16 protein-coding genes and 1 tRNA gene are annotated in these 16,871 nt (G+C 71.8%); 11 read left to right on the top strand and 6 right to left on the bottom strand.

The features are described 5' to 3' along the window. The first annotated feature begins 46 nt into the window (after window positions 1–46). From OG819_RS26230 to OG819_RS26215, 4 genes are all read left to right on the top strand, one after another. Window positions 47–131, top strand: a tRNA-Leu gene (locus OG819_RS26230). Window positions 132–460: 329 nt separating this feature from the next. Then, window positions 461–4,336 carry a Pls/PosA family non-ribosomal peptide synthetase gene (locus tag OG819_RS26225; protein ID WP_266651303.1) on the top strand — a complete coding sequence of 1,292 codons (3,876 nt, stop codon included), beginning with the start codon at window positions 461–463 and terminating at the stop codon, window positions 4,334–4,336. A gap of 71 nt (window positions 4,337–4,407) precedes the next feature. Next, entirely contained in the window at window positions 4,408–5,796 is a 1,389-nt protein-coding gene (locus OG819_RS26220; RefSeq protein ID WP_266651302.1) for a M1 family metallopeptidase, read from the top strand. A gap of 31 nt (window positions 5,797–5,827) precedes the next feature. Beyond that, a complete protein-coding gene (locus OG819_RS26215) occupies window positions 5,828–6,202 on the top strand; it encodes a YchJ family metal-binding protein (RefSeq protein WP_266651301.1) in 375 nt (124 codons plus the stop codon). A gap of 16 nt (window positions 6,203–6,218) precedes the next feature. On the opposite strand, the gene OG819_RS26210 is transcribed toward OG819_RS26215, so the two are convergent. After that, window positions 6,219–6,920 (bottom strand): FadR/GntR family transcriptional regulator, encoded by a 702-nt coding sequence (locus tag OG819_RS26210; RefSeq protein ID WP_266623454.1) that lies wholly within the window; start codon window positions 6,918–6,920, stop codon window positions 6,219–6,221. Window positions 6,921–7,050: 130 nt separating this feature from the next. On the opposite strand from OG819_RS26210, the gene OG819_RS26205 reads away from it, so the two are divergent. Further along, window positions 7,051–7,578 (top strand): gluconokinase, encoded by a 528-nt coding sequence (locus OG819_RS26205; protein ID WP_266651300.1) that lies wholly within the window; start codon window positions 7,051–7,053, stop codon window positions 7,576–7,578. A 38-nt stretch (window positions 7,579–7,616) separates the two neighbouring features. Further along, entirely contained in the window at window positions 7,617–7,799 is a 183-nt protein-coding gene (locus OG819_RS26200; protein WP_266652954.1) for a hypothetical protein, read from the top strand. 39 nt (window positions 7,800–7,838) lie between these two features. On the opposite strand, the gene OG819_RS26195 is transcribed toward OG819_RS26200, so the two are convergent. The 5 genes from OG819_RS26195 to OG819_RS26175 form a co-directional block, all read right to left on the bottom strand. Continuing rightward, window positions 7,839–8,474 (bottom strand): cytochrome b/b6 domain-containing protein, encoded by a 636-nt coding sequence (locus OG819_RS26195; protein ID WP_266415847.1) that lies wholly within the window; start codon window positions 8,472–8,474, stop codon window positions 7,839–7,841. Further along, the gene (locus tag OG819_RS26190; protein WP_266651299.1) at window positions 8,458–9,219 is read right to left on the bottom strand and encodes a molybdopterin-dependent oxidoreductase; all 762 of its coding nucleotides are present in this window, start codon (window positions 9,217–9,219) and stop codon (window positions 8,458–8,460) included. The genes OG819_RS26195 and OG819_RS26190 overlap by 17 nt, the downstream gene beginning before the upstream one ends. A 129-nt stretch (window positions 9,220–9,348) precedes the next feature. Continuing rightward, window positions 9,349–10,914: an APC family permease gene (locus OG819_RS26185; RefSeq protein WP_266623460.1), complete on the bottom strand. Its 1,566-nt coding sequence runs from the start codon at window positions 10,912–10,914 to the stop codon at window positions 9,349–9,351. Window positions 10,915–10,958: 44 nt separating this feature from the next. Beyond that, window positions 10,959–11,918 carry a hypothetical protein gene (locus OG819_RS26180; RefSeq protein WP_266651298.1) on the bottom strand — a complete coding sequence of 320 codons (960 nt, stop codon included), beginning with the start codon at window positions 11,916–11,918 and terminating at the stop codon, window positions 10,959–10,961. 289 nt (window positions 11,919–12,207) lie between these two features. Then, window positions 12,208–13,863 (bottom strand): FAD-binding dehydrogenase, encoded by a 1,656-nt coding sequence (locus OG819_RS26175; protein WP_266651297.1) that lies wholly within the window; start codon window positions 13,861–13,863, stop codon window positions 12,208–12,210. Window positions 13,864–14,168: 305 nt separating this feature from the next. Here OG819_RS26175 and OG819_RS26170 point away from each other — a divergent pair, with 305 nt between their 5' ends. The 5 genes from OG819_RS26170 to OG819_RS26150 all read left to right on the top strand — a co-directional run bounded on the left by OG819_RS26170 (window position 14,169) and on the right by OG819_RS26150 (window position 16,821). Further along, on the top strand, window positions 14,169–15,062 hold the full coding sequence (locus OG819_RS26170) for a DMT family transporter (RefSeq protein WP_266623465.1): 894 nt from the start codon (window positions 14,169–14,171) through the stop codon (window positions 15,060–15,062). Between the two features lie 77 nt (window positions 15,063–15,139). Then, the gene (locus OG819_RS26165) at window positions 15,140–15,661 is read left to right on the top strand and encodes an NUDIX hydrolase (protein WP_266623467.1); all 522 of its coding nucleotides are present in this window, start codon (window positions 15,140–15,142) and stop codon (window positions 15,659–15,661) included. A gap of 31 nt (window positions 15,662–15,692) precedes the next feature. Then, a complete protein-coding gene (locus OG819_RS26160) occupies window positions 15,693–16,085 on the top strand; it encodes a YidH family protein (RefSeq protein ID WP_266415834.1) in 393 nt (130 codons plus the stop codon). Beyond that, window positions 16,082–16,444, top strand: a complete 363-nt coding sequence (locus tag OG819_RS26155) for a DUF202 domain-containing protein (RefSeq protein WP_266623469.1) — start codon at window positions 16,082–16,084, stop codon at window positions 16,442–16,444. The genes OG819_RS26160 and OG819_RS26155 overlap by 4 nt, the downstream gene beginning before the upstream one ends. Before the next feature lie 80 nt (window positions 16,445–16,524). Next, window positions 16,525–16,821: a hypothetical protein gene (locus tag OG819_RS26150; RefSeq protein ID WP_266623470.1), complete on the top strand. Its 297-nt coding sequence runs from the start codon at window positions 16,525–16,527 to the stop codon at window positions 16,819–16,821. The last annotated feature ends 50 nt before the right edge of the window (window positions 16,822–16,871 follow it).

The following is a 16,871-nucleotide window of genomic DNA, read 5'->3' as shown; positions in this document are numbered from 1 at the left end:
TGTTTCCTCTGTCGCCGCGAGGGAAACCCCGCGCGACAAACACCTTGTCCGGGTGGCGGAATGGCAGACGCGCTAGCTTGAGGTGCTAGTGCCCTTTATCGGGCGTGGGGGTTCAAGTCCCCCCTCGGACACACAGAGGAGTGAGGGCCGCGACCATCAGGTCGCGGCCCTCACTCGTTGCGTCGATCACAGGCCTCGCTCGCCGTGTTCACCGCGTTACGGACAGATGTGGGGCAGATCTCGTCAGGATGACATACCCCCATGTCAGAGCACCGTCACCACACCGAAATCAGTGGTTCCGGTCCCCTCGTACGGCCTCCTCGCATGGCTGACGACCAGGTACGCGACTAGCGTCGTACTAAAATTCCAGGCTTGTTTGGAGCTGGACCGGAATATCCCCAGGCATACCTGCGGGCCCACCAGCTCCCCGGACGCTCCGGGAACGACACGTGAGGACCCGATGGCAGCCCTCGAGCAAGGCCCCGCACTCGCGCTGTTCGACGAGGAGGTGCGCGCGGAGTTCGGCGACCCGGCGCGCTTCTCCGCCTCCGTCGCCGCCTCGCCGCGCACGCTGGTCGACATCCTCGACGCCACCGTCCGGGCCCACCCCGACGAGCCCGCCCTCGACGACGGTCACCGGAGCCTCACCTACCGCGCCCTCGCCGTCGAGGTCGAGGCCCTGCGGCGGCGGCTGAGCAGCGCCGGAGTGGGCCTCGGCGACCGGGTCGGCGTCCGCGTCCCCTCCGGCACCAACGAGCTGTACGTCGCCATCCTCGCCGTACTGGCCGCGGGCGCCGCCTACGTACCGGTGGACGCCGAGGACCCCGACGAGCGGGCCGACCTGGTCTTCGGCGAGGCTCAGGTGCGGGCCGTCATCGGGGCCGGGCACCGGCTGACCGTCGACGGCGCCTCCGAGGTGCCCGCCGCGCGGCCCGGCGTCGAGCACGACGCCTGGATCATCTTCACCTCCGGGTCCACCGGCAAGCCCAAGGGCGTTGCCGTCAGTCACCGCAGCGCCGCCGCCTTCGTCGACGCCGAGGCGGAGCTGTTCCTCACCGAGGACCCGATCGGGCCCGGCGACCGGGTCATGGCGGGCCTGTCCGTCGCCTTCGACGCCTCCTGCGAGGAGATGTGGCTGGCCTGGCGGTACGGCGCCTGTCTGGTGCCCGTACCGCGTTCTCAGGTGCGCAGCGGCGCCGACCTGGGGCCCTGGCTGGTCGAGCAGGAGATCAGCGTCGTCTCGACCGTGCCGACGCTCGCCGCGCTCTGGGAGCCGGAAACCCTCAACGACGTACGGCTGCTGATCTTCGGCGGTGAGGCCTGCCCGCCCGAGCTGGTCCAGCGGCTGGTGACCGAGGGCCGCGAGGTGTGGAACACCTACGGGCCCACCGAGGCGACCGTCGTCGCCTGTGCCTCCCTCATGACCGGCGAGGAGCCCGTCCGGATCGGGCTGCCGCTGAACGGCTGGGAGCTGACCGTGGTCGACGAGGCCGGCGAGCCCGTGGCGATGGGCGGCAGCGGTCAGCTGGTGATCGGCGGGGTCGGGCTCGCCCGGTATCTCGACGCCGAGAAGGACGCGGAGAAGTACGCGCCGCTCAAGTCGCTCGGCTGGGAGCGGGCGTACCGCAGTGGTGACCTGGTCAAGGCCGAGCCGGAGGGGCTGATCTTCCTCGGGCGGGCCGACGAGCAGATCAAGCTCGGCGGGCGCCGTATCGAGCTCGGCGAGGTCGACGCGGCGCTGCAGGCGCTCCCCGGTGTGGCGGGGGCCGCGGCCGCCGTCCGTACCGCCCGCGGCGGCAACCAGTTGCTCGTCGGTTATGTCGTCACCCAGGAGGGCTGGGACCAGGCTGCCGCCGTCGAGAAGCTGCGTGCCGAGCTGCCCGCGGCCCTCGTCCCGCTGCTCGCCCCGGTCGAGGACCTGCCGACCCGCACCTCCGGCAAGGTCGACCGGGGCGCGCTCCCCTGGCCCCTGGAGGGCCTGGAGAGCGGCGGTGCGAAGGAACAGCTCTACGGCACCGAGGCCTGGCTCGCCGAGCAGTGGAGCGAGGTCCTGGGCCTCCCGGTCTCCGGCGCGTCCGACGACTTCTTCGCGATCGGCGGCGGCAGCCTCGCCGCCGCCCAGCTGACCACCCGGCTGCGCACCCGCTACCCCAGCGCCGCCGTGCTCGACATCTACCAGCAGCCCGTCCTGCGCAAGCTGGCCCGGCACCTGGAGAAGTCCGCGCAGGACGACGGCGCCGAGCGGGTCATCGCCCCGGTACCGCTGCGCGCCAAGGTGGCCCAGCTGTTCCTGCTGATACCCCTGTTCACGCTGATGGGGCTGCGCTGGACCGTGGCGCTGGCCGCGCTCGGCAACATCCTGCACTGGTTGGGTCCGTACCCCTGGGCGCCGAGCGCCTCGTGGTGGCTCGTCGGCGCCGGGGCGGTCGTGCTCTTCAGCCCGCCCGGGCGGCTCGCGATCGCGGCCGGCGGGGCGCGGCTGCTGCTGCGCCATGTGAAGCCCGGGCGCTACCCGCGCGGCGGAAGTGTGCACCTGCGGCTGTGGACCGCCGAGCGGCTGGCCGAGTTCAGCGGCGCGGTCTCACTCACCGGGTCCTGGCTGGAGCGGTACGCGCGTGCCCTGGGCGCCAAGGTCGGCGCGGACGTCGATCTGCACTCGCTGCCGCCGGTGACCGGCATGCTCAAGCTGGGCCGGGGTGCCGCCGTCGAGTCCGAGGTGGACCTGTCGGGGTACTGGCTGGACGGGGACCGGCTGGAGATCGGGCAGGTCAAGGTCGGCGCCGGTGCGGTGGTCGGGACGCGCAGCATGCTCTTCCCGGGGGCGCGCGTGGGCAAGCGGGCCGAGGTGGCGCCGGGCTCGGCGGTCGCCGGGCAGATTCCCACCGGGCAGCGCTGGGCCGGAGCGCCCGCAGGCAAGCTCGGCAAGGCGAAGCGCGCCTGGCCCAAGGAGCGTCCGCGCCGGGGCACGTACTGGCGGGCGATGTACGGCGCGACCGGTTTCGCGCTGTCCGCGCTGCCCGTGCTCGCGGGTGTCGCCGCGCTCCTGGTGGCGCATGTCTTCGTGAGCGCGGACGCCGGGCTCGGTGCGGCCCTGCGCGGCGCGGCGCTCGCGCTGGTCCCGGCCACGCTCGCCTTCGGGCTGGCCTACGCGCTGCTGCTCCTGGTCGGCGTGCGTCTGCTCAGCCTGGGCCTGCGCGACGGCACCTACCCGACGCACAGCAGGATCGGCTGGCAGGCCTGGACCGTCACGCAGCTGATGGACCGCTCGCGCGACACACTGTTCCCGCTGTACGCCGGGCTGATCACGCCGGTGTGGCTGCGGCTGCTCGGCATGAAGATCGGCCGGGGCGCCGAGGTCTCGACCGTCCTCGCGCTGCCGAGTCTCACCACCGTGGGCGAGGGCGCCTTCCTCGCCGACGACACCCTGACCGCGCCGTACGAGCTCGGCGGCGGCTGGATGCGGATCGGGCGCGCCGAGATCGGCCGCCGGGCCTTCCTGGGCAACTCCGGGATGACCGCGCCGGGCCGCAGCGTGCCGGACGGCGGGCTGGTCGGGGTGCTGTCGGCGACCCCGAAGAAGGCGAAGAAGGGCAGCTCGTACCTGGGGCTGCCGCCGGTGAAACTGCCGCGCTCGACGCAGGACGGCGATCAGAGCCGTACCTACGACCCGCCCGCGCGGCTCTTGTGGGCGCGGGCGTTCGTGGAGCTGTGCCGGATCGTCCCGGTGTTTTGCTCGGCGGCGCTGGCGGTGCTGACGGTGGCCGCGCTGAGCGCGCTGGGCGGGTGGGCGCCGCTGCTGGCCGGACTCGTGTTCCTGGGCGCCGGTGTGCTCGCCTGCCTGACGTCCATCGTGGCGAAGTGGCTGCTGGTGGGCCGGCACCGGGCGGGCGAGCACCCGCTGTGGAGCGGTTTCGTGTGGCGCAACGAGCTGGCGGACACCTTCGTCGAGGTCGTCGCCGTGCCGTGGCTGGCCGGATCGGTGCCCGGTACGCCGCTGATGACGGCGTGGCTGCGCGGCCTCGGCGCCCATATCGGCAAGGGCGCGTGGATCGAGAGTTACTGGCTACCCGAGACGGACCTGGTGACCCTGGGGGACGCGACCACGGTCAACCGAGGCTGTGTCCTGCAGACCCACCTCTTCCACGACCGGATCTTGCGGACGGATACTGTTGTCCTCCGTGAGGGCGCCACTCTGGGCCCGGGCGGAATCGTCCTTCCCGGCAGCACAGTCGGGGCGCGCAGCACGCTGGGACCCGCGTCGCTCGTCATGGCGGCGGAATCCGTCCCCGACGACACCCGCTGGCTGGGCAACCCGATCGAGGCATGGCGTTCCTAGGCGCCTGTACGGCGTCCGGGGACGGTGCACCGGCACGTCGTACGAGCACAGCGCAGGGAGCAGACGCAAGCGTGAGCGTTCAGCAGACAGTGGGATCGGACCCGTACTTCCCGGCGAACGGTGATCCCCGTTACCGGGTGCACCGGTATGAGCTCGCGCTGGACTACCGCCCCGGCCCGAACCGGCTCTCCGGCACGGCACGGCTCAACGCCATAGCGGGCCGGGCTCCGCTGGCCGAGTTCCAGCTGAACCTGGCCGACTTCCGGATCGGCCGGGTCCGGGTCGACGGCAAGGCACCGCACTACACGCACCGGGGCGGCCGGCTGCGCATCCGCCCGCCGAAGCCGATACGGGCCGGAGCCGCCTTCACCGTGGAGGTGCACTGGTCGGGCAACCCCAAGCCGGTCGCCAGCCCCTGGGGCGGGCTCGGCTGGGAGGAGCTGGAGGACGGGGCGCTGGTGGCGAGCCAGCCGATCGGCGCGCCCTCCTGGTACCCGTGCAACGACCGCCCCGCCGACAAGGCCTCGTACCAGATCTCGATCACGACGCCGTCGGCGTACTCGGTGGTGGCGGGCGGCCGGCTGCTCACCCGGACGACGAAGGCGTCGACGACCACCTGGGTGTACGAGCAGGCGGCGCCGACCTCCAGCTATCTGGTCGGGCTGTCGATCGGGAAGTACCAGACGGTGCTGCTCGGCGACCCCGGACTCGGCGGCGTACCGCAGACGGGACATCTGCCCGCGCACCTCCTCGCCGAATTCTCGCGGGACTTCGCGCGGCAGCCCGCGATGATGGAGCTGTTCGAGCAGATCTTCGGGCCGTATCCGTTCGGCGAGTACGCCGTGGTGGTGACCGAGGAGGAGCTCGATGTCCCCGTCGAGGCCCAGGGGTTGTCGCTGTTCGGCGCCAACCACGTGGACGGGGCGCGGAGTTCGGAGCGGCTGGTCGCGCACGAGCTGGCGCACCAGTGGTTCGGCAACAGCGTGTCCATCGCGGACTGGCGGCACATCTGGCTGAACGAGGGCTTCGCGAAGTACGCCGAGTGGCTGTGGTCGGAGCGGTCGGGAGGTCGTACGGCACAGCAGCTGGCCGCTCTCGCGCACCGCAAGCTGTCCGGGCAGCCGAAGGACCTGGTGCTGTCCGACCCGGGCCGCAAGCTGATGTTCGACGACCGGCTCTACGAGCGCGGCGGACTCACCCTGCACGCGCTGCGCTGCGCGATGGGCGACGATGCCTTCTTCCGTATGCTGCGCGGCTGGGCCGCCCTGCACCGGGGCGGCGTCGTCACCACGGCGGCGTTCACCGGGCACGCCGCCCGGTACGCGGCCGAGCCGCTGGACGACCTGTTCAGGGCCTGGCTGCATACGGCGAAGCTGCCGCCGCTGCCCACCCAGCCCGCACCGGTCGCGCCGATGCCGGCCCGCCCGACATACCCGCCGACCAACGCCGACTCGGCGTAGGGCCCCTCCGGGCTGGGGGAGAATGGCGGTCATGACCAGTCGTAGCTGCCCGTGCGGGCTGTCCGAGCCGTACGCGCGGTGCTGCGCGCGCTTCCACCGCGGTGAGGCGCTCGCGCCGACCGCGGAGCGGCTCATGCGGTCGCGGTACTGCGCCTTCGTCAAGGAGGACGAGGGGCATCTGCTGCGGACCTGGCATCCGCGGACGCGGCCGGGGCGGGTCGACTTCGACCCGGGGATGCGGTGGACGGGGCTGGAGATCCTCGACACGGGGCAGGGGTCGGCGTTCCACTCCGCGGGGACCGTGACCTTCCGGGCCTCCTACCGGGGCGGTTCGCTGCACGAGCGGAGCCGGTTCGAGCGGGTCGACGGGGCCTGGGTGTACGTGGACGGCGACTTCCTGGACTAGGCCTGGCCTAGGCCGCCTACGGCGCGAGGACGTCCAGTTCCTGGAGCGCCCCGACCGTGATCTCGCGGGTGAGTGCCTCGGCGCGGGCCGCGTCGCCTTCGCGGACCGCCTCCGCGAGCTGGACGTGCAGGGTGACGGCGGCCGGGTCGGGGTCCTCGAACATCACCTCGTGGTGGGTGCGGCCCGCGAGGACCTCGGCGACGACATCGCCGAGACGGGCGAACATCTCGTTGCCGGAGGCGTTGAGGATCACCCGGTGGAAGGCCACGTCGTGGACGAGGTACCCCTCCAGCTTGTGGCCGCGTGAATTGGCCACCATGCCAAGGGCGCACTCGGTGAGCTCCGCGCACTGCTCGGCGGTGGCGTGCCGTGCGGCCATGCCCGCGGCGATCGGTTCGACGGCGGAGCGCAGCACGGTGAGCGAGCGCAGCTGGTGGGGGCGGTCGGCGCCGGCCAGCCGCCAGCGGATGACCTGAGGGTCGAACACGTTCCATTCCGCCTTGGGGCGGACCGTGACGCCGACGCGGCGGCGGGACTCGACCAGGTCCATGGACTCCAGCACCCTGACCGCCTCGCGCATCACGGAGCGTGACACCTCGAAGCGCTGCGCGAGTTCGTCCGTGCGCAGCACGCTCCCCGGCGGGTACTCGCCCGCCGTGATCGCCGGCCCGAGGCATTCCAGTACATGTCCGTGCAGCCCCCGGCCCCGTGTGGTCATGGGGTCAGCGTACGAGGCGGAGCCAGCGAACCAAAAGTCAGACTTATATGTCACACACTCTTGAATTCGTCGTACCTAATGAGTTTCAGTGTCGTCGACATCAGATGTCGACGAAGACAGTGAGAGCACGATGCAGCAAGTGCGCACCCCCCATGTCGTCGTGGTCATGGGCGTCGCAGGCACCGGCAAGACCACCATCGGTCCCCTGCTTGCGGCCCGGCTCGGCGTTCCGTACGCCGAGGGCGACGACTCCCACCCGCAGGCCAACATCGCCAAGATGTCGGCCGGGCACCCGCTGACGGACGACGACCGCTGGCCGTGGCTGGACGCCATCGGCCGTTGGGCGCACGACCGGCACGGGCTCGGCGGAGTGGTCAGCAGTTCGGCGCTCAAGCGCAGCTATCGCGACCGGCTGCGGGCCGAGGCGCCCGGAGTCGTCTTCGTCCATCTGACCGGTGACCGCGCGCTCATCGAGGACCGGATGTCGCACCGTCAGGGGCACTTCATGCCGACGGCGCTGCTGGACTCGCAGTTCGCCACCCTCCAGCCGCTGGAAGCGGACGAGGCGGGTGTCTCCGTGGACGTCTCCGGCGACCCCGGGGAGATCACCGAACGGGCCGTCGCCGCACTCCAGGGGCTCGCCCAGCCCTCGCTCTAACACCTTTCCCACGTACGTTTCTCAAGCAAGGGACCACCGTGACCAGACTCAGCGTCGAGATGCTGGCAGCGGACGCCGTCGAGCCGATCACCTCGGCGGGCCATGCTCAGCTGGGCATCGCCGTACTGGCGGGCATCGCCGTCATCGTCCTGCTCATCACCCAGTTTGTCATCTCGGTGGTGGCGGGCGGGCTGATCCTGCTGCTGTCGCTGGTCATCTAGGGGGTGTGCCGGGGGCCATGAGCCCCCGGCAGATCCGGCCTAAGGCCGCCAGAGGGGATGCTCCCGTTCCGCCCACTCCCGGCTCACCGAGCCCGTGCGCAGGCCGCGGCGGGCCTCCGGGTCGCCGAGGGCCATGCCGATGTGGCCCGCGAGGACGACGCCGATCGTGAGCGCGAGCCAGTCGTGGACGAAGGTCGCCGAGGTGCGCCACATCAGGGGGGCGAGGTGGGTGAACCACATCAGCAGCCCCGTGGCGAGCATGACCAGGGTCGCGCCGGCGATCCAGGCGGCGTAGGTCTTCTGGCCCGCGTTGAACTTGGCCGCCGGGCGGGACGAGCGGCGCCGGTCCCGTCGTAGCGCCGCGCGCAGCCACGTACGGTCGTGCGGACCCCAGCGGTTGAGGCGGCCCAGGTCCGCACGGAAGGCGCGGGAGACCAGGCCCGCCAGCACCGGTACCGGCAGTAGCAGGCCCGCCCATTCGTGGATCCTGACCACCAGCTCACGACGGCCGACGAGCTCGGCGAACATCGGGAGGTACAGACAGGCCGCCGTCGCCACGCAGATCCCCATCAGCAGGGCGGTCACGCGGTGCACCCAGCGCTCGGCGCGGCTGAAGCGCCGTACGCGTGGCGCGGGCGCGGCGAGGGCGGGGGTCTCGTCAACTCGTGGGTGCATCGTCGCGTCCGTTCGAGCGGCCGACCCACGCGTCCACGTCGTAGCCCCGGTCCTCCCAGTACCCGGGACGGACGTCCTCGGTGACGGTGATGCCGGAGAGCCACTTGGCGGACTTGTAGAAGTACATGGGGGCGACGTAGAGGCGGACCGGGCCGCCGTGGTTGTGGCCGAGGGGCTTGTCCTGCATGCGGTGGGCCACCAGGATGTCCGGGCGCCGGGCCTGTTGCAGCGTGAGGCTCTCGGTGTACGCCCCGTCGAAGCAGGTGAAGCGGATCGCGCGGCCCTTGGCCTGGACCCCGGCGGCGTCCAGGAGATGGGACAGCCGTACGCCTTCGAAGGGGGTGCCGGGCACCCGCCAGCCCGTGACGCACTGGACGTCGTGCACGATCCGTGTCTGCGGCAGGGCCTTGAGGTCGGCCAGGGTGTAGCTGCCGGGGTGGTCGACCAGGCCGTTGATGGTCAGCCGGTAGTTCGACGCGTCCTTGTGCGGGACGGATGAGGTCACCGAGTAGTAGCGGAAACCGCCGCCGTTGGGGAGCAGGCCGGTCAGCCCCGTGGGGTCGTCGGCGAAGAGGGACTCCAGGCCACGCTGCAGGGTGGGCGCGGCCAGCACGCCGAAGGCACCGAGTCCGAGCGTGCCGAGCAGGAGCCGGCGGCCGATGGGCGCGCCGGAGGCTTCCGGGTCCTCCGGCGGGCGTTCCCGGGGCCGGTCCGGTCCCTGCCGTGGGGACTGTTCAGGGTTCACACACCCATACGAGCACCCGCGACCCCCTTGAGGCCAGCGGCAGCGGGTGCTCGTCAGATTTCCGTAACCACTTCTCACGCGCTTCTCAGAACGGACGCCCCGGATCGGGGCGCCGCACGAGGGCTCCGGTCAGGGCGTGGACTCCGCCGCCTTGTCCAGCTGGAACGCCTCGTTGCCCAGGCCGATACGGGCGTACGCCTCGGGTTCGCGGGAGCGCAGCACCAGGCCCTGGACCAGGCCGACGACCAGGGCGACCGCGACGAGGGCGGGCAGCAGCCAACTCAGCGCGGAGTCCGGACCGGCCCCGACCAGGATGTCGAAGTCCTTGACCGTGTAGCCCGCTATCACGAGGAGGGCGACGGCCGCGATCGCCGAGGTGACCAGGCGCCAGGCCTGGGACCGGGCGGCGCCGCGACGGGCGAAGAAGACGATCACCGAGACCGAGGCCGCCGCCATCAGCAGGATGACGCCGAGCGCGCCGACGTTGCCGGCCCAGGTGAACAGGTGCAGCACGGGCGCGGTCGGGTCGCCGGTGGGCTTGTCGTCGGTCACGGCGAACGCGATCAGCACGATCACGGAGACGCCGGTCTGCAACAGCGAGCCGGTGCCGGGCGCGCCGCTGCTGCCGGTGGTCCGGCCGAAGGCGGCGGGCAGCAGCCCTTCGCGGCCCATGGCGAAGGCGTACCGCGCGACGACGTTGTGGAAGCTGAGCAGCGCCGCGAACATGCCGGTCACGAAGAGGACGTGCAGGACGTCGGTGAAGGCGCCTCCGAGGCGCGACTCGGTGAGGAAGAACAGCAGTCCGGCGCTCTGCTTCTGCGCCGCCCCGACGATCCCGGAGGGGCCCGCGGCGACGGTCAGCGCCCAGGAGCTGAGCGCGAAGAAGACAGCGACGAAGCCGATCGCCAGGAACATCACGCGCGGGACGAGGATGTGCGGGCGGCTGGTCTCCTCGGCGTACACCGGTGCCTGTTCGAAGCCGGTGAAGGCGGCGATGCAGAAGCACAGCGCGGTGCCGACGCCCGCCCCGGTGAGCGTGTCCGGGTTGAAGGCGTGCAGGGAGAGGCCCTCCTTGGCGGGGTCGGCGACGGCGGCGATGTCGAAGATGACGACGAGCGCCACCTCGACGACCAGGAGGACGCCGAGTACAAGCGCGTTGACGTCGATCTTCAGCCAGGAGAGCGCGCCGACGGCGAGGACGGCGATCAGCGCCGGTATCCACCAGGCGACCTCGACGTGGCCGTAGGTGGCGAACAGCCCGGAGACCTCGAAGCCGAAGATGCCGTAGATGCCGAACTGCAGGGCGCTGTAGGCGACGAGCGCGACCGCGGCGGCGCCCGCGCCCGCGGTGCCGCCGAGACCGCGGGCGACGTAGGCGTAGAAGGCGCCCGCGTTGTGGACGTGGCGGCTCATCTCGGCGTACCCGACGCTGAAGAGCACCAGCACCACGCCGAGGATGACGAAGAGCAGCGGCTGCCCGACGATGCCCATCACCGCGAATGTGGTGGGCATGACACCCGCGACCACCATGAGGGGGGCGGTCGCCGCGAGGACGGAGAGCAGCAGACCTCCCGTGCCGAGGCGGCCCGCGTGCAGGGCGCGCTCCTGGCCCTTGAAGGTGCTGATGGCGCCACCGGCCGTGGCGGGTCTACCCGTGTTCGAACTGCTCGATGTGCTCGAACTGCCCGTCGTCATCGCGGGGCCGTCCTTTCGGGTTTCTCGACTTCTTGTGGGTGGGGTCACGCCGTGCCGAGGGAGCTGTCGCGGGCGGCACGGAAGGCTTGGTACGGGTCGCGGTCCGGGTACGACCACGGCACCGGGGTGGCGTGCGGGCCGATGCGGTGGAACAGGGCGGCGGCCTCGGCGCCCCGGCCCTCGCAGAACTTGGCGTGGGCGAGGAAGTTGAGGTCGAGGTGGCGGCGGGGGTGGTCCTCGCGCTCCCACTCCAGCCACCAGTCGAAGGCGGCCTTCATCACCTGGCGGGCCCGGCGTCCGACCCAGTGCCCGGAGGCGACCGGGTCGGTGGACTCGCTGCCGGCACCGGCCAGTACGCGATAGCGCTCGGCGTGCGCGACGACCGGCAGCATCGCGAGCGGTGAGTCGGCGGGCGCCTGTTCGGCCGCCCAGTTCGCGAAGTCGTAGACCTCGTGCAGGGGGTCCTGGCCGGCCTCGGCGCGGCGCTCGGCGAGCCGGGCGACCATCAGGTGGTGGGCGTGGTGGTGGTCGGGGTAGCGGTGGCGCACCTCGTCGAAGAGCCGGACCACGTCGCCCTCGCTGCCGCGCGAACGCTCCAGTATCAGCAGGCCGAGCCAGGGGGTGGGGTCGGCGGGCGCGAGCGCGGCCGCGGCGGCGCAGGCCTCGCGGGCACCCTCCGGGCGGTCCTTGCCGTGCAGGGCGCGCTCGACGGTCGCGCAGGCGAGCAGCACGGCGGCGTCGGCGGACTCGGGCTCGGCGAGCTGCCAGTCGCGGGCCCAGGCGTGGGCGGCGGGCTCCTGCGCGAGGACGGTGACACGGTGTCCGCGGCGGTCCCAGTCGTCGCCCGTCGCGGCGAGCAGTGCGCGGACCGCGGTCCATCGTCCCTGCGCCAACGAGGCGCGCGCGGCGACGAGTTCGGTGTCGTCGAGAGCGGCGTCGAAGGCGTGGGCCGCGCGTTTGCGACCACGGCCGAGGGGAGGAGGGGGTGGCGGGGGTGGCGACACCGCGGGGGTTCCTCACAGACGCGGCTGGTCAAGGGGTGATCACGCACAGCAAACCCTTGGCTGAGGGTTTACGTCAAGGCCCGATTGGTTCGCTGCACGTTGCAACTACCCTTGAATGGCGCAGAGTTGATGTTCCTCCGCGCGCTCTCCGGGCCGGGAACGGGCTGGTGGGGCAGCTCCCTCCGGGGGCGAGCCCGACTCACCGCGGGGGCCGAGCCGCGCCCGGGCCCCGGTTCCCCGGAGCCCGGGTCACGGCTGAAATCCGACCCCGGAACGGCCCCCGCGAGGGTCAGCTCACCGCCTTAGCGGCCGCGCGGCCCGCCGTGCGTCCGGAGAAGAGACAGCCGCCGAGGAAGGTGCCCTCGAGCGAGCGGTAACCGTGGACTCCGCCGCCGCCGAAGCCGGCGGCCTCGCCGGCCGCGTAGACACCGGAGAGCGGGTCGCCGCCCTCCGTCAGGACGCGCGAGGAGAGATCGGTCTCCAGGCCGCCCAGGCTCTTGCGGGTGAGGATGTGGAGGCGGACGGCGATGAGTGGGCCCGCCTTGGGGTCGAGGATGCGGTGCGGGGTGGCCGTACGGATCAGCTTGTCGCCGAGGTAGTTGCGGGCGCCGCGGATCGACATCACCTGGAGGTCCTTGGTGAAGGGGTTCGCGATCTCCCGGTCGCGCGCGACGATCTCACGGCGCAGCGCGGCCTCGTCGATCAGCGACTCCTTGGTGAGGGCGTTCATGCCGCGCACCAGGGTGCCCAGATCCTTCTCGACGACGAAGTCCGCGCCGTTGTCCATGAACGCCTTGACGGGGCCAGGTACGTCGGCGCGGGCCCGGCCGATCACGTCCCTGATCGACTTGCCGGTCAGGTCCGGGTTCTGCTCCGAGCCCGAGAGCGCGAACTCCTTGCCGATGATCTTCTGGTCGAGCACGAACCACGTGTAGTCGTAGCCGGTCTTCATGATGTGTTCGAGCGTGCCGAGGGTGTCGAACCCCGGGAAGAGCGGGACCGGGAGCCGGTTGCCCCGGGCGTCCAGCCACAGGGAGGACGGGCCCGGCAGGATACGGATGCCGTGGTTCTCCCAGATGGGGTTCCAGTTCTGGATGCCCTCGGTGTAGTGCCACATGCGGTCGCGGTTGATGAGGTGCGCGCCTGTCTCCTCGGCTATCGCGAGCATCTTGCCGTCGACGTGCGCGGGAACGCCCGCGACCATCTTCTCGGGGGGAGTACCGAGCCGCTCGGGCCAGTTCGCGCGGACCAGGTCGTGGTTGCCGCCGATGCCGCCCGAGGTGACGATCACCGCCTGCGCCTTGAGCTCGAACGCCCCGGCGACCGTACGGCTGCTGGCCTGCCCACGCGCTGTGCCGGACGGTTCCAGGATCTCGCCGGTGACCGTGTCGACGGTGCCCGCGCTGCGCGACAGCCCGGTGACGCGGTGGCGGAACTTGAGCTGGACGAGCCCCCGGGCGACCCCGGCCCGTACCCGCCGCTCGAAGGGCGCCACCACCCCGGGCCCGGTCCCCCACGTGATGTGGAAGCGCGGCACGGAGTTCCCGTGGCCGTTGGCGTCGTATCCGCCGCGCTCCGCCCAGCCGACCACCGGGAAGAAGCGGACCCCCTGCTGGTGCAGCCAGGACCGCTTCTCACCGGCCGCGAAGTCCACGTACGCCTCGGCCCAGCGGCGCGGCCAGTGGTCCTCGGCCCGGTCGAAGCCGGCCGTGCCCATCCAGTCCTGGAGGGCGAGCGCGTGGCTGTCCTTGATCCGCATCCGGCGCTGCTCGGGCGAGTTCACGAAGAAGAGTCCGCCGAAGGACCAGTGGGCCTGGCCGCCGATCGACTGCTCCGGCTCCTGGTCGAGGAGAATCACCGTGCGGCCCGCGTCGACGAGCTCCGCGGTCGCGGCGAGCCCCGCGAGGCCCGCTCCGATCACGATCACATCTGCGTCGTAGGCCATGGGCCCGTCCTCTCGGCCTGCCGACGTTTCCGGTCGACTTCTGTCGGCTTCGTCACGAGCCGGCGGCATCGGTCGTTGGTTGATGAGACAGTGGTACGAAAGACATCAGGCATCACTACCGGTCGAACAGGCGCGGCCGCCGTTCGAACAGCTTGTTGTTACTGATCGGTCAGATCCTTCGGCAAGAAGAGTGACCGAGTCAACTGCCCGGTTCCGGGTACTCCCGTGGGCAGGGCCCGGCCGATGGCACTACAGTCGGCGGGAATACGCGCCCGTGACCCGTCCGACGTCTCGAGGTACCCAGCGTGTCGGTTCTCGTTCTGATTCTCTCGGTGAGCGCGGCCTGCTGTCTGGGCTTCGGATTCGTGCTCCAGCAGAACGCCGCCTCGCACGCCCCGCTGAGCGACTTCCTCTCCCCCCGCCTGCTGCTCGACCTCATCCGGGTGCCCCGCTGGCTGGGCGGTATCGGGCTCATGGCGTGCGGCATGATCCTCGGCGCGGTCGCCCTGGGCGAGGGCGAGATCTCCCTGGTGGAACCCCTCCTCGCGACCAACCTGCTCTTCGCGCTCGCGCTCTCCCGTCACCAGACCAAGCACCCCCTGGGCCGCCAGGGCTGGGCGGGGCTCGTCCTGCTCGCGGGCGGGGTCACGGCGTTCATCCTGGCGGGCAAGCCCAGGGGCGGCGACTCGGTCATGGATCCGCTGCGGCACTGGCTGATCATCGGGATCATGATCGGGCTCGCGCTGCTGCTCACCACCTACGCCAAGCGCTCCCGGCTGACCGCCGCGCCCGTCCTGCTGGCGCTGGCCGCGGGGCTGCTGTACGGCGTGCAGGACGCGCTCACCCGGGTCAGCGGGCAGCGGTTCGGCGCCGGCGGCTGGAGCGAGCTGCTGACCGGCTGGCAGCCGTACGGCGTGCTGGTGCTCGGGGTGACGGCCCTTGTCCTGGTGCAGAGCGCCTTCGAGACGGCGGAGCTGCGGATGTCACTGCCCGCGCTCACCGCCGCCCAGCCCCTGGCCGGAATCGTGTGCGGGGTGGGTTTCCTCGGGGACCGGCTGCACACGGACGTGGGGGCGCTCGCCTGGGAAGCGGCGGGGCTCGCGGCGATCGTGGTGGGAATCCTCCTGCTGGGCCTGCATCCCGCGATGCCGTCGGGCACCACCAAGACGGAGTCGGTACGGGACCTCCAGCCGCATTGAGGCGCCCGGCGGCGCCGCATCGGGCCGCACGGGCGGCGCGCACCCTCCCCGGTTCCGGTGGCTGCTTGGATGGGACCATGAGTGCCGCTGACGAGATCCTCGACATCGTGGACGAGAACGACGTGGTCATCGGGCAGTCCCCGCGCGGCGAGGCGTACGCGCGCGGTCTTCGCCACCGGTGCGTGTTCATCCAGGCCCGAGACTGCGAGGGCCGGCTCTTCGTCCACCGCCGCACACCCGTCAAGCTCGTCTTCCCCTCGCTGTACGACATGTTCGTAGGCGGGGTCGTGGGCGCGGGCGAGTCGTACGACTCCGCGGCCCTGCGCGAGGCCGAGGAGGAACTCGGGGTCTCCGGGCTCCCCCGGCCCGTCCCCCTCTTCAAGTTCCTCTACGACAACGGTTCCGGCCAGACCTGGTGGTCGGCCGTCTACGAGGTCCGCTGCGACCTTCCGGTGAACCCTCAGAAGGAGGAGGTCGCCTGGCACGACTTCCTCACCGAGGAGGAGGTGGAGCGGCGCCTGTCGGACTGGACATGGGTGCCGGACGGCCTGGCGGCGTACGAGCGCCTGAAGGACCACCGGGCGACGGGCACCGTCTGACCCCCCGCCGGGCCCCGGTAGGGTCGATGGCGTGATCGAATTCGTACGGAACGTCCGGCTGTGGTTCGCGCCCGAGGCGGTCCGGCAGGAGGGCGGCACGCCCGACTACCGGTTCTCGCTGGCGAACGAGCGGACTTTCCTCGCCTGGCTGCGCACCGCGCTGGCGCTGATCGGCGGGGGCTTCGCCGTGGATCAGTTCCTGCCGGACCTGCGCTGGGGATGGCGGGTCGGCCTCGCGCTGGCCCTGCTGGCGGCGGGCGTGCTCTGCTCACTGCGCGCCGTCAACCACTGGGTGCGCTGCGAGCGCGCGATGCGCCGGGGGGAGGACCTTCCCGTGTCGCGCTTCCCGGCGCTGCTGAGCATCGCCGTCGCGATCGTGGCCGTCGCGATGGTCGTCGTCGTCCTCGTCGGCTGGGAAGGGTGACCGTGCCCGGCCCGGAGCACCGCCGCGAGCGGGACCCGGGGCTGCAGCCGGAGCGTACGCGGCTCGCGTGGCGGCGTACGACCCTGTCGAGCACCGTCGCTGCGGTACTCGCGGCCAAGGCGGCGCTGCACGGCGGCCCGTCGGCGATCGACGTGACGGCCTGCGCCCTGTGCTGCGCGCTGTGGCTGGGCTTCCTGGCGCTCGCGCACCGGCGCATCCGGGTGCTCGCGACGGCGTCCGGCACCGACGGTCCCCCCGCACTCGCACCGCGGCACGCGACGGCGGCGACCCTGTGCACGGTCGCCCTGGCCGTGTGCGCGGTGGCACTGGTGTTCCGAACAGGATCAAATGGGGCGTAATGGTGCAAATAGTGACGGATGCTGTTCTTTCTGGCGCTAGCCTGAGCCGTCATTTCACGCCACTCACGAAGGTGAGCACCATGACCACCCTTCACCTGGAGCACCCGACCCACGAGCACACCCACGGCCCGGACTGCGGGCACACCCCCGTGCCGCACGGGGACCACGTCGACTACGCGCACGACGGGCATCTGCACCGGGAGCACTCCGGACACTGGGACGAGTGCGAGCCGAACGGCCACACGGCGCACGGCGAACACGGCCACCGGCACGGCGAGGGCTGCGGGCACCCCGCGGTCACCCACGGCGACCACGTCGACTACCTGCACGACGGCCACCGCCACGCCGAGCACGACGGCCACTGGGACGACCACTAGGAGCTGTCCGGTCGCGAGCACGCCCTGGCGTCTCCCCCGGCTCCCGGGGG

The organism is Streptomyces sp. NBC_01549 (assembly GCF_026339955.1).
Lineage (GTDB): Bacteria > Actinomycetota > Actinomycetes > Streptomycetales > Streptomycetaceae > Streptomyces.
The sequence above is the reverse complement of the archived record's forward strand: the minus strand, read 5'-3'. Positions and strand labels throughout refer to the sequence as shown.